General features: G+C 58.8%; 19 protein-coding genes. 3 read left to right on the top strand and 16 right to left on the bottom strand.

Annotated features, from left to right (window positions below; translation table 11 throughout):
* Positions 1–5 precede the first annotated feature (5 nt).
* From HMPREF1267_RS06225 to uvrA, 16 genes are all read right to left on the bottom strand, one after another.
* Entirely contained in the window at positions 6–1,226 is a 1,221-nt protein-coding gene (locus HMPREF1267_RS06225; protein ID WP_023017895.1) for an argininosuccinate synthase, read from the bottom strand.
* A 78-nt stretch (positions 1,227–1,304) separates the two neighbouring features.
* The gene (locus HMPREF1267_RS06220; protein WP_005280337.1) at positions 1,305–1,787 is read right to left on the bottom strand and encodes an arginine repressor; all 483 of its coding nucleotides are present in this window, start codon (positions 1,785–1,787) and stop codon (positions 1,305–1,307) included.
* A gap of 2 nt (positions 1,788–1,789) precedes the next feature.
* Entirely contained in the window at positions 1,790–2,710 is a 921-nt protein-coding gene (gene argF / locus HMPREF1267_RS06215) for an ornithine carbamoyltransferase (protein ID WP_005280336.1), read from the bottom strand.
* On the bottom strand, positions 2,707–3,885 hold the full coding sequence (locus HMPREF1267_RS06210) for an acetylornithine transaminase (protein ID WP_023028762.1): 1,179 nt from the start codon (positions 3,883–3,885) through the stop codon (positions 2,707–2,709). Before HMPREF1267_RS06210 ends, argF begins: the two co-directional genes overlap by 4 nt.
* The gene (argB, locus tag HMPREF1267_RS06205) at positions 3,882–4,817 is read right to left on the bottom strand and encodes an acetylglutamate kinase (protein WP_005282711.1); all 936 of its coding nucleotides are present in this window, start codon (positions 4,815–4,817) and stop codon (positions 3,882–3,884) included. The genes HMPREF1267_RS06210 and argB overlap by 4 nt, the downstream gene beginning before the upstream one ends.
* An 8-nt stretch (positions 4,818–4,825) precedes the next feature.
* Entirely contained in the window at positions 4,826–5,995 is a 1,170-nt protein-coding gene (gene argJ / locus HMPREF1267_RS06200) for a bifunctional glutamate N-acetyltransferase/amino-acid acetyltransferase ArgJ (protein ID WP_023028761.1), read from the bottom strand.
* A gap of 28 nt (positions 5,996–6,023) precedes the next feature.
* Positions 6,024–7,067 (bottom strand): N-acetyl-gamma-glutamyl-phosphate reductase, encoded by a 1,044-nt coding sequence (gene argC / locus HMPREF1267_RS06195; protein ID WP_023028760.1) that lies wholly within the window; start codon positions 7,065–7,067, stop codon positions 6,024–6,026.
* Positions 7,068–7,269: 202 nt separating this feature from the next.
* Positions 7,270–9,786, bottom strand: a complete 2,517-nt coding sequence (gene pheT / locus HMPREF1267_RS06190; protein ID WP_023028759.1) for a phenylalanine--tRNA ligase subunit beta — start codon at positions 9,784–9,786, stop codon at positions 7,270–7,272.
* 23 nt (positions 9,787–9,809) lie between these two features.
* Complete coding sequence (pheS, locus tag HMPREF1267_RS06185; RefSeq protein ID WP_023028758.1) at positions 9,810–10,856, bottom strand: phenylalanine--tRNA ligase subunit alpha; 1,047 nt, start codon at positions 10,854–10,856, stop codon at positions 9,810–9,812.
* Between the two features lie 120 nt (positions 10,857–10,976).
* The gene (locus tag HMPREF1267_RS06180) at positions 10,977–11,783 is read right to left on the bottom strand and encodes an RNA methyltransferase (protein ID WP_023028757.1); all 807 of its coding nucleotides are present in this window, start codon (positions 11,781–11,783) and stop codon (positions 10,977–10,979) included.
* 93 nt (positions 11,784–11,876) lie between these two features.
* Positions 11,877–12,302, bottom strand: coding sequence for a TM2 domain-containing protein (locus tag HMPREF1267_RS06175; protein WP_005280328.1), 426 nt, complete (start codon positions 12,300–12,302; stop codon positions 11,877–11,879).
* Positions 12,303–12,465: 163 nt separating this feature from the next.
* Positions 12,466–12,849 carry a 50S ribosomal protein L20 gene (rplT, locus tag HMPREF1267_RS06170; protein ID WP_023017886.1) on the bottom strand — a complete coding sequence of 128 codons (384 nt, stop codon included), beginning with the start codon at positions 12,847–12,849 and terminating at the stop codon, positions 12,466–12,468.
* A gap of 56 nt (positions 12,850–12,905) precedes the next feature.
* Entirely contained in the window at positions 12,906–13,100 is a 195-nt protein-coding gene (gene rpmI / locus HMPREF1267_RS06165; RefSeq protein WP_005280326.1) for a 50S ribosomal protein L35, read from the bottom strand.
* A 36-nt stretch (positions 13,101–13,136) separates the two neighbouring features.
* Complete coding sequence (gene infC, locus HMPREF1267_RS06160; protein ID WP_081443661.1) at positions 13,137–13,658, bottom strand: translation initiation factor IF-3; 522 nt, start codon at positions 13,656–13,658, stop codon at positions 13,137–13,139.
* A 271-nt stretch (positions 13,659–13,929) separates the two neighbouring features.
* Positions 13,930–14,784, bottom strand: a complete 855-nt coding sequence (locus HMPREF1267_RS06155; protein ID WP_023028756.1) for a hypothetical protein — start codon at positions 14,782–14,784, stop codon at positions 13,930–13,932.
* 65 nt (positions 14,785–14,849) lie between these two features.
* Positions 14,850–17,690 carry an excinuclease ABC subunit UvrA gene (gene uvrA, locus HMPREF1267_RS06150; protein WP_023028755.1) on the bottom strand — a complete coding sequence of 947 codons (2,841 nt, stop codon included), beginning with the start codon at positions 17,688–17,690 and terminating at the stop codon, positions 14,850–14,852.
* Positions 17,691–17,754: 64 nt separating this feature from the next.
* Between uvrA and HMPREF1267_RS06145 the strand changes: the two genes are divergently transcribed.
* From HMPREF1267_RS06145 to HMPREF1267_RS06135, 3 genes are all read left to right on the top strand, one after another.
* Entirely contained in the window at positions 17,755–18,357 is a 603-nt protein-coding gene (locus HMPREF1267_RS06145; RefSeq protein WP_023017883.1) for an MBL fold metallo-hydrolase, read from the top strand.
* A 77-nt stretch (positions 18,358–18,434) separates the two neighbouring features.
* Positions 18,435–19,451, top strand: a complete 1,017-nt coding sequence (locus HMPREF1267_RS06140) for a DoxX family protein (protein WP_023017882.1) — start codon at positions 18,435–18,437, stop codon at positions 19,449–19,451.
* A 141-nt stretch (positions 19,452–19,592) separates the two neighbouring features.
* Positions 19,593–21,851 (top strand): UvrD-helicase domain-containing protein, encoded by a 2,259-nt coding sequence (locus HMPREF1267_RS06135; protein WP_023028754.1) that lies wholly within the window; start codon positions 19,593–19,595, stop codon positions 21,849–21,851.
* The last annotated feature ends 30 nt before the right edge of the window (positions 21,852–21,881 follow it).

Raw genomic sequence — 21,881 nt, 5'->3', positions numbered from 1 at the left:
GGTGCCTATTTCTCTGCGCTGGTGGGGAAACCACCCTCGCGGTCACGCTGGTTGGAAATCTGGGTGGACAAGCCGTGCAACTGAACAAAGCCCTTTGCAGCGGTCTGGTCGAAGGTATCGCCGGTGTCGTAGGTAGCCAGATCGAAGGAGTACAGCGACTGGCCGGAGCGGCGGCCGGTGACGGTCGCAGTACCTGCGTGCAGGCTCAGGCGGATATCGCCGGTGACGTTCTCCTGGGATTCCTCGATGAAGGCATCCAGGGAACGCTTGAGCGGCGAGTGCCACAGGCCGTCGTAAACCTCCTCGGACCACCGCGCATCCGTCAGGCGCTTGTAGCGTGCCAGCTCGCGCTCCACGGTGACATCCTCCAGCGCCTCGTGAGCCTGGATGAGCACCATGGCACCAGGCGCCTCATAGACCTCGCGGGACTTAATGCCCACCAACCGGTCCTCCACCATGTCCAAGCGGCCGATGCCCTGGGCACCAGCACGGCGGTTGACCTCTTCGATGACCTGCAGCGGGGTCAACTTCTTGCCATCGACGGCAACCGGAACACCCTTCTCAAAGGAAATGATGATCTCATCCGGAGCATTGCCCAGGCCCGGGTCTTCCGTATATGCGTAGAGATCCTTTGTCGGTGGGTTCCACAGATCCTCCAGGAAGCCGGTTTCTACCGCACGGCCCCACAGGTTCTGGTCGATGGAAAATGGCGAGGCCGCCGATTGCTCAATGGGCAGGTTAATCTCTTCGGCAAAATCGATGGCCTTATCGCGGGTCCATGCATAATCACGCGCTGGGGCGACGATCTCTAGCGATGGATCCTGGGCGCGGAAGGACACCTCAAAACGCACCTGGTCATTGCCCTTACCGGTGCAACCGTGAGAAACGTGCGTTCCGCCGTGCTCCTGCGCGGCCTTTACGAGATGCTTGGTAATAAGCGGACGGGAAATGGCAGATACCAGCGGGTACTGCTTCATGTACATGCCATTCGCCTTAATGGTGGGCACGCAGTATTGCTCCGCAAACTCATCTTTGGCGTCGATAACGATGGATTCCACCGCACCGCAATCGAGCGCACGCTGGCGTACTGACTCCATATCCTCGCCGCCCTGACCCAAGTCGAGGGAAACGGCAACGACATCGCCGCCGGTCATCTTTGCCAGGTATGGAATGGCTACCGAGGTATCGAGGCCACCGGAATAGGCCAAGACTACGCGTGCAGACATGCTAAGTCTCCTTCAGTGTTTGAAAATAATGCGTTTACTTAAATAATATACGAGTAGGTGCGAGAATGCCACTCTTCTTTAAATCTTCTGCGCCTTCAGCTTTTCCGCCAATTCCGCACCGGTGACCCCCTCGCGCGCCAGCACAAAGATGGTGTCATCACCAGCGATGCACCCCACCACGTCGTGGAGACCCACGCGGTCGATAAAGCTGGCGAGGTATTGCGCCGCGCCCGCTGGTGTGCGCAGCATCGCAATATTCATCGAGGAATCGTGGGAGACCACCAATTCATCCAACATGCGCCGCAGCTTCTCGCGCGGACCGCCCACCTGGTCTTCGAATTGCTCCAGCTCGCCGGCGACCATATAGTACGAGCGCCCGCCATCTCGCTTGACCTTTTTTGCTCCCAGCTCATCAAGATCTCGCGAGAGCGTGGCCTGCGTAATGTCGATGCCTTCTGCCAACAAGAGCTCCGATAATTGGACCTGGCTCGTGACGCGGTTGCGGTCCAGGATTTCCAAAATCTTTGCCTGCCGGGCAGTACGAGTGCTCGGGGTACTCATGGCTAGCTATTCTCCTTATTGATATCGAGCAACCACACCAGCAATGCCTTTTGGGCATGCAGGCGGTTTTCTGCTTCATCAAATACCCGGGACTGCGGTCCATCGATAACCTCTGCGGTCACCTCGTTTCCACGATAGGCCGGCAGGCAGTGCAAGAAAATCGCGTCCTTCTTTGCCTTTGCCATCACGTCTTTAGAGACCTGATACGGCAAGAACGGGGTGCGCCTGTCCTGCCCATCGTTTTCCTGTCCCATAGATACCCAGGTATCCGTTATTACCACATCAGCGCCGGACACTTCTTCCACATCATCGGTCACCGTCACATTGCCGCGCTGCCGTGCGCGCTCGACAAATTCGGGACGCGGTTGGAACCCTTCCGGTGAAACGATGGAAATATCCATGCCTGCGGTAGCAAAGCCAATCATATAAGAATTGGCCATATTATTATTGCCGTCCCCAAGATAAACCGCCTTGCGGCCTGTAAGGTCACCTAGGTTTTCCCGGCAGGTCAGGAGATCGGCCAGGATTTGGCAAGGATGCAGGTCATCAGAAAGCGCATTGACCAGCGGAGCCGTCGAAGTCTCCGCCATCTGCTCCAGGTTGTCGTGGGCATAAGTGCGCCAGACAATGGCCTCCACGTAGCGGGACAAGACCGCACCCGTATCCTGATAGGACTCGCCCTTACTCATATGAGTGCCAGAAGAATCAACGGTAATGGCGCTGCCGCCCATGTGCGCGATTCCAGTTTCAAAGGAAAAGCGGGTGCGTGTAGATGTCTTATCAAAAAGGACGGCTACCGTCTTTGGCCCCTCCAACGGGCGCCGCGCGAACGGGTCGGCCTTGAGCTGGACCGCCAGATCGAGGACTTCCTTTTGTTCCTCTGGGCTCAGGTCATCATCGGCTAAAAAATGGCGCAAGTTCATACTAATTCCTCCACAACGGTGCGTAATTTTTCCAGGGCAGCATCGATTTCCTGCTGCGATATGATCAGCGGCGGGGTAAGGCGCAGGACGTTCTCGCTCGGGGCGTTGAGAATAATTCCCTGCGCGAATCCGCGCTTGACGGCCTCGCGAGCAACCGGTGCATTTAATACAACTCCGAGCATGAGACCGCGCCCGCGCACCTCGCTGACCCCGGGAATCTCCTTGACTTGCTGCGCCAAGTACTCGCCCTTGGCGGAGACCTCATCCAAGAACTCCTGATCCAGGGCATCGAGTACAACATTGGCCGCCGCACACGCCACGGGGTTTCCGCCAAAGGTGGTCCCGTGGGAACCTGGCTGGAATAAGTCCTTGGCGCGCCCACGGGTGATGGTGGCGCCGATGGGCAGTCCGGCACCCAACCCCTTGGCCATGGTGATGACATCGGGGGAAATTCCCTCAAACTCGTGGGCAAAGAACTGCCCCGTGCGCCCAGCCCCGGCTTGGACCTCATCGACGATGAGCAAAATGCCGTGCTCATCGCATAACTCAGAAACGGCCCGCATAAAACCGGCAGGAGCAGGAATGACTCCGGTCTCGCCCTGAATGGGCTCGAAGATGATGGCGGCGGTATCCGCGGCGTCTTGCTCCACCAACTGGCGCAGGTAATCGATATCGCCGTAGGGGTAAAATTCCACGCCACTAGGCAGTGGGCGGAATGCCTTTTGCTTATCAGGCTGCCCAGTCATGGCCAAAGAGCCCATCGTGCGGCCGTGAAAACCATGGTGCGCAGCAAGGATGCGCCGCCTACCGGTCAGCCGCGCGAGCTTGAATGCCGCCTCGTTTGCCTCCGATCCGGAGTTGCAGAAAAATACGCGCGCCTCACTTTCGCCCACCCGCTCGATCAGTTTTGCCCCGGCGTCCAGCACGGGTTGGGTGGCAAAAAGATTGGAGGTATGCACAAGGGTGCGGCTTTGCTTGGCAACAGCATCTGCTACCTCCGCATTGCCATAGCCCAAGGAATTCACGGCGATACCGGCCAGCAGGTCAATGTAGTTCTTCCCGTTTTCATCAGTAAGGGTGGCGCCCTCCCCGGACACCAGGCCGAGTGGCGGCTGGCCATAGGTATTAGCCAGCGTTTCTGACCACCGGCCGGTTAATGTTTCTTGCGCGTTCATGCGATATCGTCCTTCCTGAACACTGTGCCTTCGGGATAATCGTGCTTTTCGTAATCATCGGGCAGGACCATCGTTCCAATGCCGCCTGGGGTTAAAAGCTCAAGGAGCACAGAATGGCCTATTCGGCCGTCGATGACGTGCGCCGCGGATACCCCGCCCTGCACGGCATTGAGGCAGGATTCCATTTTGGGAATCATGCCGGAGCTCAGGCCGGGAAGCAGCCCAGTAAGCTCATCGCTTTCGATTTTGGAGACTAAGGAATCTTTATTCGGCCAGTCGGTATAAAGGCCTTCCACGTTGGTCAAGATGACAAGGCGTTCTGCTCCCAATGCGCTCGCTAGCGCACCCGCGGCGCTGTCGGCGTTGATGTTATATACCTCGCCATCGGCTCCAGGTGCGATGGTTGAGACCACCGGGATGCGGCCGGCTTCGATGATGTCATTGACGGCTGCCGGATTAACCTCCACGATATCGCCCACCATCCCGATATCGGTTGCCTCTCCTTCTACCTCCACAAACCGCTTGGTAGCGCGGAAAAGCCCAGCGTCTTCGCCACTTGTGCCCACGGCGTAGGGCCCGTGCGAGTTAATGAGGTTCACCAGACCGCGGCCGACTTGGCCAAAAAGGACCATGCGCACCACGTCCATGATTTCGGGCGAGGTGACGCGGAAACCGCCCTTAAACTCGCCTTCGATGCCGAGCTTATCCAGCATGGAATTGATCTGCGGGCCGCCGCCGTGGACGACAACGGGCTTTGCTCCAATGGTGCGCAGAAACACCATATCCGCAGCAAAGGCTTCCTTGAGCTCCTCATCCACCATGGCGTTGCCGCCATACTTGACGACGACGATTTTATCGCGGAAGTGCTGCAGCCACGGCAGGGCTTCAGCCAGCACCGTAGCGCGTTCTTGATTATTTAATCCGGGAAACATTTCTCCTCCTAGGAGCTATACGCCGAGTTAATCTCAACGTAGGAGTAGGACAAGTCCGTGGTGCGGACGAACGCTGTACCCTCACCGCCGGTGCCGAGATCCACGCGGACATCAATATCCGCCCCGCTCAAGTCCACATCGCGGGCCCCGGGCGCGCCCGTCGAGTATTCGCATACCGGCTGGTCATTGAAATAGACGGAGATATTGTCTGGGTCCATGTCCGCATCCGCCATGCCGACGGCGGCCAGTACCCTGCCCCAGTTGGGATCGGAGCCAAACATGGCGCACTTGAATAAATTGTCCCGGCCCAGAGTGCGAGCGGCATTGAGCGCTTGCTCATCAGATCCCGTGCCTTCGACGGTGATCTTTACGCGCTTTGTCACTCCCTCAGCATCGGCTTGGAGCTGATCCGCAATATCCGCGCAGACCTCTAGGATTGCCTGGTCCAACTCTTCTGAGCTGGGCTGCACGCCGGAGGCCCCGGAAGCCATGACAATCACGGTGTCATTGGTAGAGGTCGAACCGTCCACGTCCAACGTATTAAACGTCTGTGCGCAGGCCTTCTCCAGCGAGTTCTGCAGGGTAGCTGCGTCAGCGACGGCATCGGTAGTAATGCAGACCAACATCGTGGCAAGCGACGGCGCCATCATGCCAACGCCCTTTCCCATAGCGCCCACGGACCAACCATCGCCAGCACAAGCGGATTCCTTAGGAACGGTATCCGTGGTCATAATGGCAGTGGCGGCGTCATTGCCGTGCTGTGGGGTCGTGCCCACGTGGTTCACAACCTCCGCGATGCCCGCAAGCGCATTGTCCATGGGCAGCGGCTCACCGATGAGCCCGGTAGAACAGATGGCAATATCCTTCACGGCGATTTCCGTGCCATGGGATACGGCATCGACCATCGCGCGTGCATCGACATCGCCTTGCGCGCCATTGCACGCATTGGCATTGCCGGAGTTGATGACTACGGCACGCAACTGGCCATCCGCTACCGCCTCGCGGGAGACCTTAACGGGGGACGCCACCACGCGGTTGCGCGTGAACACCGCCGCCGCGTCCGAGCGAGGGCCCTCGTTTACAAGCAAAGCCAAATCCGCTTTTCCGGAGGGCTTGATTCCGGCCTTTACCGCGCCGGCGCTAAATCCGGCGGGTCCTGTGATTCCTAGTGTAGTCATCAAATTCTCCTCTAAGTAATGCGCAGCCCTACGGGGCGACTGCGGCTTGGGGCAATCCCAAAATTTCTGTCCATCCCAGCGCAAGGTTCATGCATTGCACGGCGGCACCGGCGGTACCTTTGCATAAATTGTCTAGCGCCGCGGTAATGATGAGGCGGTGGGAATTTTCATCGATATGGGCTTGGATATGCACCATGTTCGTGCCCACCACGTTTTGGGTTTCAGGTTGCTGGCCTTCTGGCAGCACAAGGCAGAAAGGCTCATCTGCATAAAATTCTTCGAAGGCGGTGCGCACCTGCTGCTTGCCGATGCCCCCTTTCAGCTCCGCCGTAATCGTCGCCAGAATCCCACGAGGCATGGGTGCAAGCACCGGGGTGAAACTCACGGATACCTCGTCGCGAGAAAATGGTTGCAGGTTCTGCACGATTTCCGGGGTATGCCGGTGAGTGCCGCCTGGTTTATATGCCTTAACGTTTCCCATGGTCTCCGCGCCCAATTGCGCGACGGATGCCTTCTTTCCCGCTCCGGAGACGCCGGTAATAGCGATCACGGAAAGGGCGGGCTCCACGAGATCGCGGGCAATGGCGGGCAACGCCCCCAAGGTAATGGCCGTGGGGAAACAACCAGGCACGGCTACCCGGTTCGTACCTTTGAGATTCGACCTATTGTCTGGGAGTTCCGGGATACCGTACGGCCACTGCCCCGCATAGTTCCCGCCGTAGTAGGCTGCCCAATCGCTCTCCTCGCGGAGCCGAAAGTCGGCGGCGCAATCGATGATGGTGATCTCATCGCCCAAGTGCTCCGCAAGTCGCGCTGAGTGCCCGTGCGGCAAGCCCAAGAAGACGACGTCGTGTCCGGCTAGCTCTTCGGGAGTGGTGTCAGTAATGACGCGATCTGCCAGCTGCGGGAGGTGCGGCATGATTTCTGCGACGCGCTGGCCCACTTGGGAATTTCCCGTCAAGGAACCAATGCGCAGGTCACCGGAGTGATAGGCAGGGTGGGATAGCAGCAGGCGCAGTATCTCTCCGCCGGCGTACCCTGTGGCCCCTGCCACTGCTACTGAAATCGTCATACGAGGAACTATAGCAAGAAATACGTTCCACTGTATGTTATTCAGTGAATTGGGTTACTTTCCCCAGCTCAGAGAGTATGAAAATAATTAACATGTTGCATGAAAACGCAGAATGGCGAAGACCCAAGACCCGAGTAGCTTATGTGCCACCAAAGTCTGGTTCTTCGCCATTTAATGCAAAAGGCTAGGCTTCTGGCCCGTCCTATGCTCGCATTTCTGCACCGAACCGCTCCTTGGCCAATTCGGCGGCCGTCGTGCGGTGCTCGTTGACTTCCTCATCGGTCAAGGTACGGTCCGCAGCGCGGAATTGCAGCTGGAAGGCCAAGGACTTCTTGCCCGCACCCAATTGCTCACCGCGGAAGATATCAAACAGGTCGACCGACTCGATGAGGTCTCCTGCGCCCTCTTCCACCGTGGCGCGCACCTTTTCCGCTGGAATATCTTCATCCACCACCAGCGCGATGTCCTGATGCAAGGCTGGGAATGCCGACAATACCGGCGCTGGGAAGCGCTCGGTCAGCGGCAGCGCGGTGATATCAAGCTCCATCGCGCACGTGCGCGGTGGCAGGTTGAGGGCTTCGAGCACCTGCGGATGCAATTCACCGGCATAGCCCACGACGTCATCTGTTCCTGCCACCTTGATGGCGGCGCACCGGCCTGGGTGCCATGGCAGGTGGTCCGCGGCTTCAACCTCGATATCCAGGCCAGCGGCGCGGGCCACCAGCCGTGCGGATTCAATCGCGTCCGCGTAGGTGTAATCGCGGCCTTCGCCCCACGGGCCCTCGTGCTCCATCTTGCCGGTTGCAACGGTTGCCACGTGCAAGGGCTGTTCAGGAAGCGTGCGCAGGAGTTCTTCTACCACTTCATCACCAGGACGCTGAGCAACAGACGGCATGGGCGAAGATTCTGCGCGCTTGAAGGCCACCTGCTGCAAGCCATAGAGCGCCAGATCTTTGCGGCCGCGAGCTACGTTGCGGCCCAAAGCCTCAAGCGTTGCGGGAAGCAACGTCGTGGCCAAGATGGCTTTGTCAGATTCCAAGGGATTCTGCACGGCGACGGTGTTGCGGCGGGCATCGTCAGCCGCAAGGCCCCACACATCAAAGGTGTCGTTTGCGATAAACGGCGTGGGCAAAACCTCTGCATAGCCGGCATAAGCCAAACCGTGGCCGATGGCGCGGCGGCGCTTTTGCGCTGGGGTCAAACCGCGACCGCCTGCCGGGGTGGGCAGAACGGTGGGGATATCTTCCAGGCCTTCCAGGCGCAGGACCTCCTCGATGAGGTCAACATCCATGGAAATATCGGTCCGCCACGTGGCGGGCGTGACCTGCAGAACTGAATCCGAACCTTCCTCGACCGTGCAGCCCACCTCTTTAAGGCGAGAGATAACGGTCTCGCGGGAGTATTCGACGCCGGCGTATTCACTCGGCTTTTCCGCACGCAAGCGAATGGCTTGGGGCTCGGCTACCTCTCCGACGAGGGTACGTCCCTTTTCCACCGTTCCGCCCGCAATCGAGTGCAATAGCGCGCACGCAATATTAAGGGCCACCTCAACGATGGCTGGATCGACGCCGCGCTCAAATCGGCGGGATGCCTCAGAGGAAAGCTTGTGGCGGCGAGAGGTACGGGCGACGGTAATGGGATCCCAGATAGCGGATTCGAAGTAGACATCCGTGGTCTGATCAGAAATCTCTGAGTGCGTGCCGCCCATAACACCGGCCAAAGATTGGATGCCGTTGTCATCGCAGATGACCACGTCCTCACCAGAGAGCTCGCGCGTGACGTGATCAAGGGTCTCAAACTTCTCGCCCTCTTGTGCATTGCGCACCGTGAGATCGCCCGCGACTTCATTGGCATCAAAGGCATGCATCGGGGTGCCCAAAAGCAACATGACGTAGTTGGTCACGTCCGTTGCCACATTGACGCTGCGCTGGCCGCACAGCATGAGTTCGCGCTCCATCCAAAATGGGGTGCGCGCCTGCGGATCGATGCCGCTTACCTTGCGCACGCCAAATCGCTGCGCCTTGGTCTCCTCGCGCAGATCGATGTTGATAAGCGAGCCTTCTGCCTCTGGAACCGCAGAGGTATCGATCCCGGCCACCGCTGGATCATCGGCGACGTCCTTAAACTCCAAGTCAAAGGAAGAGGCGATTTCGCGGCTTAAGCCACGCGCAGATAGCGCGTATCCGCGGTCCGGGGTGATGTTGACGTCAAAGTCGGTATCGGACAGGCCGATGACTGGACGGGCATCTTCGCCTACCATATCCGCGACTTCCTCACCCAGCACGATGATGCCGTTTGCCTGCGCGCCAAGGCCCAGCTCAGCAGCGGAGCACATCATGCCATTGGAGATGTGATCATAGGTTTCGCGCGCCGCGATTTTGAACCCACCGGGCAGCTCTGCGCCGGGCAGGGAGACTACAACGTAATCGTGCAAGCGGAAGTTACGCGCACCGCAGATAATGCCTTGCAATTCACCGGTGCCATTTGCCTGGCCAACGTTGACCTGGCAGTACCGAATGGGCTTTTTGAACTGCGTGAGCTCTTCGATTTCTACGACCTGGCCGATAACCAACGGGCCAGTGGTCTCAGGGATCGGCTCATATCCTTCGGTTTCAAACCCCACGCGGACGAAACCGGAGTCCATATCGGCAGCGGACACGCTCCAATTCGGATTGGAGGCGCCAAGGATACGGGTAACCCAGTCTTGGGAAATAAGCATGATGTATCTATCCTTTCTGGGTTTTAAGCCTGTACGCCAAAGGGCAGGGTGAAGCGGACATCGCCTTCAACCATGTCGCGCATATCGGTCAGTCCATTGCGGAATTGCAGGGTGCGCTCAAGGCCCATGCCGAACGCGAAGCCCGTGTATTCTTCCGAGTCAACGCCTACCGCGCGCAGCACGTTGGGGTTGACCATTCCGCAACCGCCCCATTCGATCCAGCCGGCGCCGCCCTTTTTATTGGGGAACCAGACGTCCACCTCCGCGGAAGGCTCCGTGAACGGGAAGTAATTCACGCGCATGCGCGTCGTGGTTTCGGGTCCGAAAAGCACCTTGGCTAGGTGCTCGAGCGTTCCGCGCAGGTGAGCCATGGTTAGGCCCTTATCCACGGCAAGGCCCTCCACCTGGTGGAAGACTGGGGTGTGGGTGGCGTCCAGCTCGTCCGTACGGAAAACGCGCCCTGGGCAGGCGATGTACAGCGGCACATCGCGCTCGAGCATCGTGCGCACCTGCACAGGCGAGGTGTGCGTGCGCAGAACCTGCTTGGAGCCTTCCTTGCCCACGTGGAACGTATCCTGCAGGGTGCGCGCTGGGTGATCCGGCTTGAAGTTCAGGGCATCGAAATTAAAGTACTCGGCCTCAATCTCTGGGCCATCGGCGATTTCCCACCCCATGCCAACGAAAATATCGGCAATGCGCTCGGATAAGGAGGTAATGGGGTGCAGCGCACCCGTTTGCGCCCGGGTCGTAGGAATGGTGACGTCGACGGTTTCGGCCTTGAGCTGGGCCTCGCGTGCCTTCTGCTCCAATTCCTCCTTGACCTGCGCAAAACGCTTTTCCATCTTGCCGCGGGCCATGTTGACGGCCTTGCCGGCGGCTTTGCGTTGATCCTTAGGTATTTGGCCGAGGGATTGGCGGGCTTGCGGGATATACCCGTTATCGCCTAAGTGCTCGCGGCGAGCAGCGGTGAGATCCTCTAGCGTCTCTGCTGCTTCGAAGGCTGCGATAGCCTTATCGGCCGCGGCCCCGAGGGCCTGTTCGGTCAATTCGATCTGCGGTGTATCGGACACGTACTTCGTACCTTCTTCTCGCGCGAAAACTAACGCGTGCAATCTTACTCTGTCACTAGGACACGGACAGCCCCAGGGACCCCCTTTTCATTCGCTACCGCGGAGCAACGCGATTGCGGCCTAGTTCTGGTCCTGCGCCTTGGCGGATTCGTACAAGCAGATGCTGGCCGCGGTGGCAAGGTTGAGTGACTCCGCGCGCCCCCGCAGCGGGATGCGTACCCGCATATCGGCCTCTTCAAGCAGCTCGCCCAGCCCGTGGGCCTCATTGCCGAAGAGCCAGGCGGTGGGTTGGGAGAGGTCGGCATCGGCAAGCTCTACTTCCCCATCTGCGGCGGTAGCGACGATTTGCATGCCCGACTTGCGCAGCTGACCCAATACGTCCTTGATATTTGGATCGCGCGCGACGGGGACGTGGAATAAGGAGCCGGCTGAAGCGCGGGCAACCTTGCTGCCTAGGGGATCCACGGTCTCGCCCGCGAAGATCACGCCATCGGCGCCCATCGCGTCCGAAGTCCTAATCAACGTACCCGCGTTTCCGGGCTCGGAAGTAAGCACTGGTACCGAAATCAACTTCGGCTTCCCATTAAGAATCTTTCCTGCGGACCATAGGACGGAGGAACTGCACAAGGCAAAAATTCCCGTCGTCGTCGCGGTATCGGCCAAGTGCTTGGCGGCCTTGTCCGTAATAGGGTGGACGTAGACATCCATATGCCCACAGGCCGTAACGATTTCCGCAAAGCGCTCGGCAGCCTTCTCCGTCACGAATACGTCCGTCGCCGCACCCGTAGACACCGCAGCATCCACCGCATTTTCGCCCTCGATAATGAACTGCTTGGCCTTCTTACGATTAGCAGCCCGGTGCAATTTCGCCGCGTTGACGATGCGCGGAGTGCGTTCAGTAAAGGCGGAGTCAAAGTCTAGATTCATAGGCCCTACCCTACCTTGGGCGCTGAACCGCTCGTTTCACGCCATAGGCATGACAAAGCCCTGCCAGAAATCCGGCAGGGCCATGGCAAAAAATTACTTCTTTAACGGGACTCCGCGTGCGTCCTTGTCGTAATCGCCCACGCCAAGGAGAATCATGAAGAACTCAATGAACACCCAGATTCCTAAAACGGTCCAGAAAAGGAAGCCCAATAGGAACCAGAAGGTAAACCAGCCAAGAATATTCAGCGACAACTGCACGACCCCATAAGTTGTGCGGCCAGTGTAGAAGTTATGCGCGCCGACACTGCCCAAGAAGAAGCACAGAAGCAACGCAGCTACCCAGGACTTTTGGTTACCTGCCGCCGCATATTGTTGCTGAGGATAGCCCTGCTGCGGGTAGCCCTGCTGCGGATAGCCACCAGAGTGGAATTCCTGGGAGTAATACGGCCGATCCTGGCCAGGAAATTGACTCGAATAAGGGTTGCCTTCTGGTTGCTCGCGGTTATATGGGCTCGTCATGGCGCGGAGTTCTCCTTGCAAATGCTGGGTTTATAGCCCCATTAATTTAGCACACACATCGGACAGGTTATTAGCAGGCTTGAGGCAGTGAGATAGCACAGAACCCACCCCTCACCGTGTCGAGCGGTGTGGAGTGGGCAATCAGCTATGTAGCTGGAGAGGCTTACGCAGCCTTCGGTGCGTTGACGTCCTCAGGCAGGGCGGCCTTAGCGGTCTCGCACAGTGCGGAGAAAGCCTCGAAGTCGTTGACGGCAAGCTCGGCGAGGATCTTGCGGTCTACCTCGATCTCAGCCAAGCGCAGGCCGTGGATGAGGCGGTTGTAAGTGATGTCGTTCATGCGGGCAGCAGCGTTGATGCGCTGGATCCACAGCTTGCGGAACTCGGACTTACGCGCGCGACGATCGCGGTAAGCGTAAGTCATAGAGTGCAGCCACTGCTCCTTAGCCTTACGGTACAGGCGGGAACGCTGACCACGGTAGCCCTTGGCGGACTTCAGGATCGCGCGACGCTTCTTCTTTGCGTTAACTGAGCGCTTTACTCGTGCCACAGTAATACTTCCTTAAATTCTGGTTGAGATGGTGGATGTGGGTTGATTGGGCGCTATTAAGCGCGACCGAGCAGGCGCTTGACGCGCTTGGTGTCTGCCTGGGAGACGGACTCGGTGCCCTTGAGGCGACGGGTACGCTTGGAAGGCTTGCCCTCCAGCAAGTGGCGACGGTTTGCCTGCTCGCGGCGCAGCTTGCCGGAACCGGTCACCTTGATGCGCTTTGCGGTGCCCTTGTGGGTCTTCTGCTTCATGAGTATTAAGTCCTTAAATCCTACGTGGAATACGGTTTACTTTTTGCCCTTACGAACCGGACCCAAAACCATGGTCATATTGCGACCATCCTGCTTGGGGCGGGACTCAACTACGCCAACCTCGGCGACGTCATCGGCCAACCGCTCCAAAAGCCGGAAACCCAGCTCCGGTCGCGATTGCTCACGGCCGCGGAACATGATGGTCACCTTGACCTTGGATCCCTTTTCCAGGAAGCGAACTACGTTACTCTTCTTGGTCTCATAATCGTGATCGTCGATCTTCGGACGGAACTTCTGTTCCTTCACCACGGTCTGCTGCTGGTTCTTACGAGATTCGCGAGCCTTCTGGGCTTGCTCATACTTGAACTTGCCGTAGTCCATGATTTTGGCAACTGGGGGCTTAGCCTTAGGAGCTACCTCGACCAAATCCAGGTCAGCTTCATAGGCAAGCTTGCGGGCATCATCGGTACGGACGATACCCACCTGTTCACCACCGGGGCCGACAAGACGGACCTCGGGTACTCGGATACGCTCATTAATGCGAGCTTCAGCGCTGATTGTGGTTCTCCTCGATTAGGGGGTTATGGGTAATGAGTTCACCTACCGTGGCCCACAAACGAATTTAACCCGGTCTGCCATAGACAGCCGGGAGATCTCACAGAGCCAGACACGAATGCCTGGTTACCTTTACCGTTATCCAACGAACCTGAAGTTCGCGGCATCGGGTGGGAGAATCTCCGCTTGTGACCCAGGTTCCTGCAAAAGGTACCTTGGGCGGTAGTGGATATGACAGTAGCAGCCGCCACTACTTAAGGCAAACCGCGGCGAACTAGCTATCCTTACAGGAGGAATCGGGCTCTAATTTTTCATCCGCGATGGCTTTGTCGATAGCCTTGAGGACGTCATCGGCAAGGTCATCGATCGCGGCGGAGCCATTCTCGTAGTCCTCGCCCTCGACGATGACGCTTAGGGCTACCCCTACCCTTTTGCCGTCCTTTTCATGCACGCCGAATTGCCGGAAGGTGTAGTCATCGCTATTTTCATCGAGTCCCCAGCCGCTTTTTGCCCGGGTGCTTGTGTGTTTGGAGAGGCCAACGTTTTGCCATTCCACGATGTCATTTAATACTTCATGGACGTATTCGGCTTCCTTAATGCAGGGCAATTGCGCACCGAAATTTGCCTGCTCCTGCAATGGCCAGGTGGCATACCCGAAAGAACCTTCCTCGATGGAGGCTTTCGAGCCGTACTCGCGCAAGAGCTTTTCCACCGCCTCTGAGGCCTCGCCTTCCTCCCACTGCACCTGCGACCACAATGCGTAGGCGGCGTCATTGTCGGATTCCTTTATGGCCAAATCCACCAAGGATGGATCGGCACCGTCCTGCAGCGCCGTAATGGCGATGGGCACTTTGATGGTGGACCATGCTGGGCCTTCGCCCTTGTCTCCCGCGGAGATTTTTTGGTTACCGGCGGCGATGGCCACGCCAACCTTGGCATCGTAGTCCTTGGACACTGCCTCAACTGCGCGGTCTAGATCTTTAGCGATTGCGGCATCGGCATTATCGCTAGCGCTTGCCGATGCCCCCTCCCCCGCCGTATCCGGCGCCTGCTCAGGTGACGAGCACGCCGCCACGGCGGCAAGCGATACCGTGGCCAGTATCGCTCCTAATCTCTGCCGCAGGTTCATTCCTCACAGACTAGCCCATGATTTAAAAAGAGGACAATTTTTCACAGAAACTATCGCTCTTATTTTTAAGGCAGCATTTCCTTGAGGTAGCCGCCGGTATAGGAGCCTTCCACTTGTGCAACCTTTTCCGGCGTCCCCTGCGCAACCACGGTGCCGCCGCCGGCACCGCCTTCAGGGCCCATATCCACAATCCAGTCCGCTGCCTTGATGACATCGAGGTTGTGCTCAATGATGAGCACGGAATTGCCCTTATCTACCAAGCCTTGGATAACCAGCATCAACCGGCGAATATCTTCAAAGTGCAGACCAGTCGTCGGCTCATCCAAGATATAGATGGTGCGGCCATTGGTGCGCTTTTGCAGCTCCGAGGCAAGCTTCACGCGCTGGGCCTCGCCGCCGGACAACGTGGTGGCGGCTTGGCCGAGGCGGACGTAGCCTAGGCCAACATCGACAAGCGTGGCCAAGTAACGGTGGATGGAGGTGATGGGCTCGAAGAAGTCCGCGGCCTCAGAAATCGGCATGTCCAGCACTTCCGCGATGTTTTTGCCCTTGTAGTGGACCTCCAAGGTCTCGCGGTTATAGCGCGCACCCTCGCAGACCTCACACGGGACATAGACATCCGGCAGGAAGTTCATCTCGATCTTGATGGTGCCATCGCCCTGGCAGGCCTCGCAGCGCCCGCCTTTGACGTTGAAGGAAAAACGGCCGGCCTTGTAGCCGCGCACCTTTGCTTCTTGGGTCTCCGCAAAAAGGTTGCGAATCTTATCAAAGACACCGGTATAGGTCGCCGGGTTGGACCGCGGGGTGCGGCCAATCGGGCTCTGATCCACCTGCACCAATTTATCCAGGTGCTCAACGCCCTCCACGCGCTTGGCGCGCCCAGGAACCTGCCGGGCGCGGTTCAAGTTATTGGCCAAGGTCTTGGCCAGGATTTCATTGACCACGGTGGACTTGCCGGAGCCGGATACACCGGTAATGCACACTAGCACGCCGAGCGGAATCTCAACGTTGATTCCCTTGAGGTTATTTTCCCGGGCACCAACCACCTTCAGGGTGCGGTCCTTATCGATCTCGCGGCGGTGATCCGGAACGGCCAGGACCTTGGAACCGGATAGGTACTGCCCCGTTAAGGACTCCTTTACCTGCTCCACGCCGGCGGGCTCGCCTTGGTAGACCACTTCACCGCCGTATTCGCCGGCGCGCGGGCCCACATCCACGAGCCAATCGGAAGAGCGAATGGTGTCCTCATCGTGTTCGACCACGATGAGCGTATTGCCGATATCGCGCAGGCGCTGCAAGGTCGAAATCAGGCGGTGATTATCGCGCTGGTGCAAACCGATGGACGGCTCATCCAACACGTACAGCACGCCGGCGAGCCCAGATCCAATCTGTGTGGCCAGGCGGATGCGCTGGGCCTCGCCGCCAGACAGGGTCGAGGCGCCGCGGTCCAGGGTGAGGTAGTTAAGGCCTACATCCAATAAGAAGCGCAGGCGGGCTTGGGTCTCCTTCAACACCGCCCCGGCAATGATTTCCTCGCGGTGTCCTAAGACCAGCGAATCCAAAAACTCCGAGGCATCCTCGATGGACAGGGCGCTCAGCCCCGCGATGGACTGTTCGCCATGCGTGGTCGACGCCAGGCGCACGGCGAGGATTTCCGGCTTCAGGCGCGTTCCCTTACAGGTGCTACACGGCACCCGGCGGGTGTATTGCAGCAGCCGATCCTTTTGGGACTGTGAATCCGTCGTATCCAATTTGCGGTGCAGGAATCCGACGGCACCCTCAAAGGGCGCGGTCCAATTGCGCTGGCGGCCATAGCGGTTCTTATAGCGCACCCGCACCTCGGTTTCGGTGCCGTAAATCAACGCATCGCGCTGCTCCTTGGTCAGCTCGCTGACGGGGGTTTGCGGGTCAAAGCCCAGGGCCTTGCCCAAACCTTCCACGAGTTTGACAAAATACCGGGAGTTCGGGCTGGAATGCCACGGCTGCACGGCATCAACGGCCGGGGCATCCGGATCCGGGATGAGCAGGTCTACATCCACTTCGAGCTTCGTGCCCAAGCCATCGCAGACCGGGCAGGAACCAAAGGGCGCGTTAAAGGAAAACGCGCGCGGTTCGTATTCCTCGATGGTAAGGGTATGGCCATTGGGGCAGGCCGCCTTCTCGGAATAGGTATGCGTGAGTTCTTCTTTATCAACGAACTCGATGGTGACGAGGCCATCGGCAAGCCGCAAAGCCGTTTCCACGGAATCGGTCAGGCGCTGCTTCTGCGATGCCTTAACCTGCAGCCGGTCCACCACCACCTCGATGGTGTGCTTAACCTGCTTCTTCAACTTCGGCGGATCACTTAATTGATGGGTCTCACCATCCACGCGCACGCGGGAGTAACCCTGCGCCGAAAGATCTTGGAAGAGGTCAACAAATTCACCTTTGCGCTTGCGGGCCACCGGGGCAAGCACCTGGAACTTCAGCTTTTCTTCCTGCTCCAGTACGGCATCAACAATCTGCTGCGGCGTCTGGCGCTCGATGACGGCATCGCACTTGGGGCAGTGCGGGGTGCCGGCGCGCGAGAAGAGCAAGCGGAGGTAATCGTAAATCTCCGTAATCGTGCCCACGGTCGAGCGCGGGTTGTGGTTGGTGGATTTCTGATCGATGGACACCGCCGGCGACAGGCCCCCGATGTATTCCACATTGGGTTTATCCATTTGGCCCAAAAACATCCGGGCATAGGAGCTCAACGATTCCACGTAGCGGCGTTGGCCCTCCGCGAAGATGGTATCGAAGGCCAGCGAGGACTTACCAGAGCCCGAAAGCCCAGTAAAAACCACCATTTTATCGCGCGGAATATCGATATCCACGCCCTTGAGATTGTGTTCCCGTGCGCCTCGCACAATCAATCGTTCTGCCACTGCGCTCCAGCCTCCACATCATAGATTTTAATCTCCCCTTGAATGTACCCGTAGGCTGGGACGTATGACTAACGAGCTACATCTTCACCAGATCTCCGTTTCGGAGATGGACAATAACTGCTACCTGCTCACCGCCGGCGACCAAGGCTTGCTTGTCGATGCCGCCGATGATGCCCCCGCCATCCTCGACATGGCCCGCGAGGCAGGCGTTGACATCACCGCCGTTCTCACCACGCACCGCCACTGGGATCACGTGCGGGCGCTCGGCGAGGTCCTGCAGGCCACCAACGCAAAGCACTACGCCTCCTTCATTGATTCGCCGGCCATTCCAGAAGACGTAGACGTTGAGCTGCGCGAGGGCGATTCCATCGAGTTTGCCGGCATGAAATTGCCCATCATCATCCTGCGCGGCCATACCCCCGGCGGCGTGGCGCTCGTGGCCACCGTTGACGGCGTCACCAACCTGTTTGTGGGAGACTCCGTTTTCCCCGGTGGATTGGGTCGAACGACCTCTGAGGGCGACTTTGTGCGGCTATATAAGGACGTCACCAAGCGCGTCTTCGAGGAGTTCCCAGATAACGCCATCATTCGCCCGGGGCATGGCAAGCCCACCACCTTGGGGGAAGAACGCCCCAAGTTGGGTGATTGGTGGGAGCGCCGGTGGTGATCTAGGCGGCTATTTCAGCGTATAATGGTCAATCACACGATTGGTCTAGAACAACGAGCTAAGGAGCTTAAAGGACTATGATTCGCAAGTTTGCCCGCCCCATGCTGGCATCGGTATTTGTATGGGAAGGTGTAGACGACCTGCGCAATGCCTCGGAGCACACCAAGGAAACCGAAGGCTTCCTCAAGACCCTGCGCAAGTTCGTCCCCTCCGGTTACAAGAACCTCATTCCCAATGATCCGGAGCTAGCTACCCGCGCCCTTGGCGGCGCAAAGATCGGTGCAGGTACCACCTTGGCTCTGGGCAAGGCACCGCGCACCTCCGCAGCCGTGCTGGCTGCCGCTACCCTGCCCAACTTGGTGGGCAAGAATAACTTCTGGGCCGCAGATAATAAGAAGGACAAGGAAGACCGTCGCAACGGCTTCATTACTAACACCGCCCTGCTCGGCGCGCTGTTTATCACCACCCAGGACACCGAGGGCAAGCCGTCCCTGCGCTGGCGCGCACAGAAGGCCGGTGAGCGCACCAATAAGAAAATTCAGCAGGCGCTGCCCACCAAGTCTGAGTCTCAGGAAAAGCGCGAGGAGCTTTCCGCTCGCGCCAGCGAGCTGTCCAATAAGGCCGGCGACTGGTTCAATGAGACCTCCCAGAAGGCTCAAGCCTATGTGGATGACAACAAGGATGACTGGCAGTCCACCGGTCGCGGCCTCCTGGATACCGCCAAGTCCTATGTCGATGACGCCAAGGACTACGTCGATGACAACAAGGATGACTGGCAGGATTCCGGCCGCGACTTCTTGGACAACGCAAAATCCTTCATCGAGGACTCCGTAGATAGCGCCAAGTCCTACGTTGATGACAACAAGAAGGACTGGCTGAAGTCCGCTGAGTCCAACGCCAAGACCGCCCGCAAAGGTGCCGTCAAGGCCGCGAACAAGGCACAAAAGCGCGCCGATGACGCCGCATCGAAGCTCGACAAGGCAGACTCCAAGCGCGCTGCTAAGAAGGCTTCCAAGCAGGCAGACAAGCTGCAAAAGAAGGCTAATAAGAAGATCGACGCCGCTATCAAGAAGATTGAAAAGCGCGCTAAGTAATTCGCCTTAACCCTCGCACACGGCCCAGCCCTACGCTGGGCCGTTGTTCTTTGTCACGGCAAGGTCTAAACTCGAACCTCCCCTACGCGGCACGCGGATGCGCGCCCACCCATATTTTCGTGTTTCATTCTGAGGAGTCTTGTGAACTCTGCACCGAAGAATTCTCCTGCCACCCATTCTCCCGCCACTGCATCTTCATCCAGCCGCGCGGAAAACGCTGGAATTTCAGCCATCGAAGCCGAGCAGAACTATGTCGATGGCCTCTTTGACCGCCTCGATGACGAGGTAGCCGCGGCAAACGCGCGCCTGAATGAGGTCCAAGCCGAGGTCGACCCGGCGACTCCCGATGCCGATGCCTTAGTGCGCCGCGAAACGGAATACCACGGCCTCCAGGCCAAATTGGACCGCCTCAACGTCGCACAGATGGGGCTCGTCTTTGGCCGCATCGATATCGATGCCCCCGGCGATAACCCGACGGAAGAAGGACTCGATCGCCGCTATATCGGCCGCATGGGTTTGGATGCGCGCGAAGAAAACTACCGCACCCTGCTGCTGGATTGGCGCGCGCCCATGGCCCGCCCCTTTTACCTCGCCACTACCGCACAACCTGAAGGCGTACACACTCGCCGCCAGATCCGCATGTCCGGCCGCACGGTCACTGATGTCAATGACGAGGCATTAAACGGCCCAGGCGTGCGCGAGGAAGAGACGGGCGTGGCGAGCGAGTCCGCCCTGTACTTTGCCATGCAACGCGCCCGAACGGGGCACATGACGTCCATCGTGGAAACCATCCAGCGCGAGCAGGACGAAATCATCCGGGATAATACCCGCGGCGTCATGGTCGTAGAAGGCGGCCCCGGCACCGGTAAAACTGCCGTCGCGCTACACCGCGTTGCCTACCTGCTCTACACCCACCGCGAGCAGCTATCTTCCACCGGTGTACTCATCGTTGGACCCAATACCAACTTTTTGGACTATATTTCCCGCGTGCTGCCCGAGCTCGGCGAGACCGGCGTCGTGCTCTCAACCATCGGTGGGCTATTCCCCGGCATCACTCCCACCCATACCGAGGGGCTTGTGGGCCGCGAAATTAAGGGCAGCGCGGCCATGGCGGAAATCCTGAGCGCCGCCGTCAAGGATTATCAGCAGGTGCCAAGTGAGCCCCGGGACATCACCGTAGATGGCCTGACCCTGACCATCACGCCGTCCATGGTGAAGAGGGCGCGCACCCGCGCTCGCCGCTCACGCAAGCCGCATAATCAGGCGCGCGAGGCGTTCATCGAGCACTTCGTAGAGGACCTGGCCCAGGAGATGGCCACCAAGGTGGGCACGGATCCCCTGGGCGGGGAAAACCTCCTAAGCCGCGCGGATGTGGATCAATTCCACGACGATCTTGCCATTGATGAGTCCGTGGTGGGATGCATCGATGATTTTTGGCCCGAGCTCGATCCCTCTGAGGTACTCGCCGCGTTATTGTCTTCCCGCGAACGCATTGCCTCGGCTGCCCGCGGCTACGATGAGGAAACCCAGGCCGCCTTATACCGGCCCGATGGTTATACCTGGACCGATTCCGATGCTGCCCTTTTGGATGAGTTGGCCGTCCTCATCGGGCTGCCCAATCCTGAGGAGAAGAAGGCGGCCAAGGACGCCAAGTGGCGCGAGCAGATCGCGGATGCAGAAGATGCGCTGGATATCCTGTCCTCCTCCGAATCCACCGATAACGACGATGACATGTTTGAGGCGGAGATTCTTTCGGCGCACGACGTGATCGACGCGGAGACCCTGGCGCAGCGCCAGGAGGTACGGGATACGCGCACCACCGCGCAGCGTGCCCGGGAGGATCACACGTGGGCCTTTGGCCACATCATCGTGGACGAAGCGCAGGAACTAACCCCGATGGAATGGCGGATGCTCTTCCGCCGCTGCCCGTCGCGGTGGATGACGCTGGTGGGCGATACCTCGCAGACCGGTTCCCCGGCCGGCGTGGATGACTGGGGCGAGGCCCTAGAGCCGTTCATCGCCCAGCGCTTCCGCCACCACCTCCTTACCGTCAATTACCGCACGCCAGAACCCATTACCGAGCTTGCCAATCGTCTGTTGGCCTCCATCGATCCGGATGCCACCCCGGCCATTGCCATTCGCGATGGCGAGCCGGTGCGCCGGCTTGCCGATGCCGGCTTCACCCCCGGCGTGACCACCGAGGACGATGGCCGTCTGACCGCGGTCATTGACGCCACGAACGCCGAAGCAGTCAAGGGCCTCGAGTTCGACCACGTTATCGTGCTTAACCCGCGCGAGATTGTCGATGCCTCCCCGCAGGGGCTGCAGAATCTGTACGTCTGCATCACCCGGGCCACGCAAACGCTGACCCTAGTGGGAGATACGTCCGGCGTGCTCTAGCCCACTGGGATCACAAAACCCACCGCACGA

It is taken from the genome of Corynebacterium sp. KPL1824, from assembly GCF_000478095.1.
Taxonomy (GTDB): Bacteria; Actinomycetota; Actinomycetes; order Mycobacteriales; family Mycobacteriaceae; genus Corynebacterium; species Corynebacterium accolens.
Note: the sequence above shows the minus strand (reverse complement) of the source record. Positions and strands in the feature narration are given on the sequence as shown.

Bases quoted from the DNA above. Each gene is read 5' to 3' on its own strand.
- HMPREF1267_RS06225 (WP_023017895.1), bottom strand. From the start codon at position 1,226: ATGTCTGCACGCGTAGTCTTGGCCTATTCCGGTGGCCTCGATACCTCG.
- HMPREF1267_RS06220 (WP_005280337.1), bottom strand. From the start codon at position 1,787: ATGAGTACCCCGAGCACTCGTACTGCCCGGCAGGCAAAGATTTTGGAA.
- argF (WP_005280336.1), bottom strand. From the start codon at position 2,710: ATGAACTTGCGCCATTTTTTAGCCGATGATGACCTGAGCCCAGAGGAA.
- HMPREF1267_RS06210 (WP_023028762.1), bottom strand. From the start codon at position 3,885: ATGAACGCGCAAGAAACATTAACCGGCCGGTGGTCAGAAACGCTGGCT.
- argB (WP_005282711.1), bottom strand. From the start codon at position 4,817: ATGTTTCCCGGATTAAATAATCAAGAACGCGCTACGGTGCTGGCTGAA.
- argJ (WP_023028761.1), bottom strand. From the start codon at position 5,995: ATGACTACACTAGGAATCACAGGACCCGCCGGATTTAGCGCCGGCGCG.
- argC (WP_023028760.1), bottom strand. From the start codon at position 7,067: ATGACGATTTCAGTAGCAGTGGCAGGGGCCACAGGGTACGCCGGCGGA.
- pheT (WP_023028759.1), bottom strand. From the start codon at position 9,786: ATGCTTATTTCCCAAGACTGGGTTACCCGTATCCTTGGCGCCTCCAAT.
- HMPREF1267_RS06180 (WP_023028757.1), bottom strand. From the start codon at position 11,783: ATGAATCTAGACTTTGACTCCGCCTTTACTGAACGCACTCCGCGCATC.
- HMPREF1267_RS06175 (WP_005280328.1), bottom strand. From the start codon at position 12,302: ATGACGAGCCCATATAACCGCGAGCAACCAGAAGGCAACCCTTATTCG.
- rpmI (WP_005280326.1), bottom strand. From the start codon at position 13,100: ATGAAGCAGAAGACCCACAAGGGCACCGCAAAGCGCATCAAGGTGACC.
- HMPREF1267_RS06155 (WP_023028756.1), bottom strand. From the start codon at position 14,784: ATGAACCTGCGGCAGAGATTAGGAGCGATACTGGCCACGGTATCGCTT.
- HMPREF1267_RS06145 (WP_023017883.1), top strand. From the start codon at position 17,755: ATGACTAACGAGCTACATCTTCACCAGATCTCCGTTTCGGAGATGGAC.
- HMPREF1267_RS06140 (WP_023017882.1), top strand. From the start codon at position 18,435: ATGATTCGCAAGTTTGCCCGCCCCATGCTGGCATCGGTATTTGTATGG.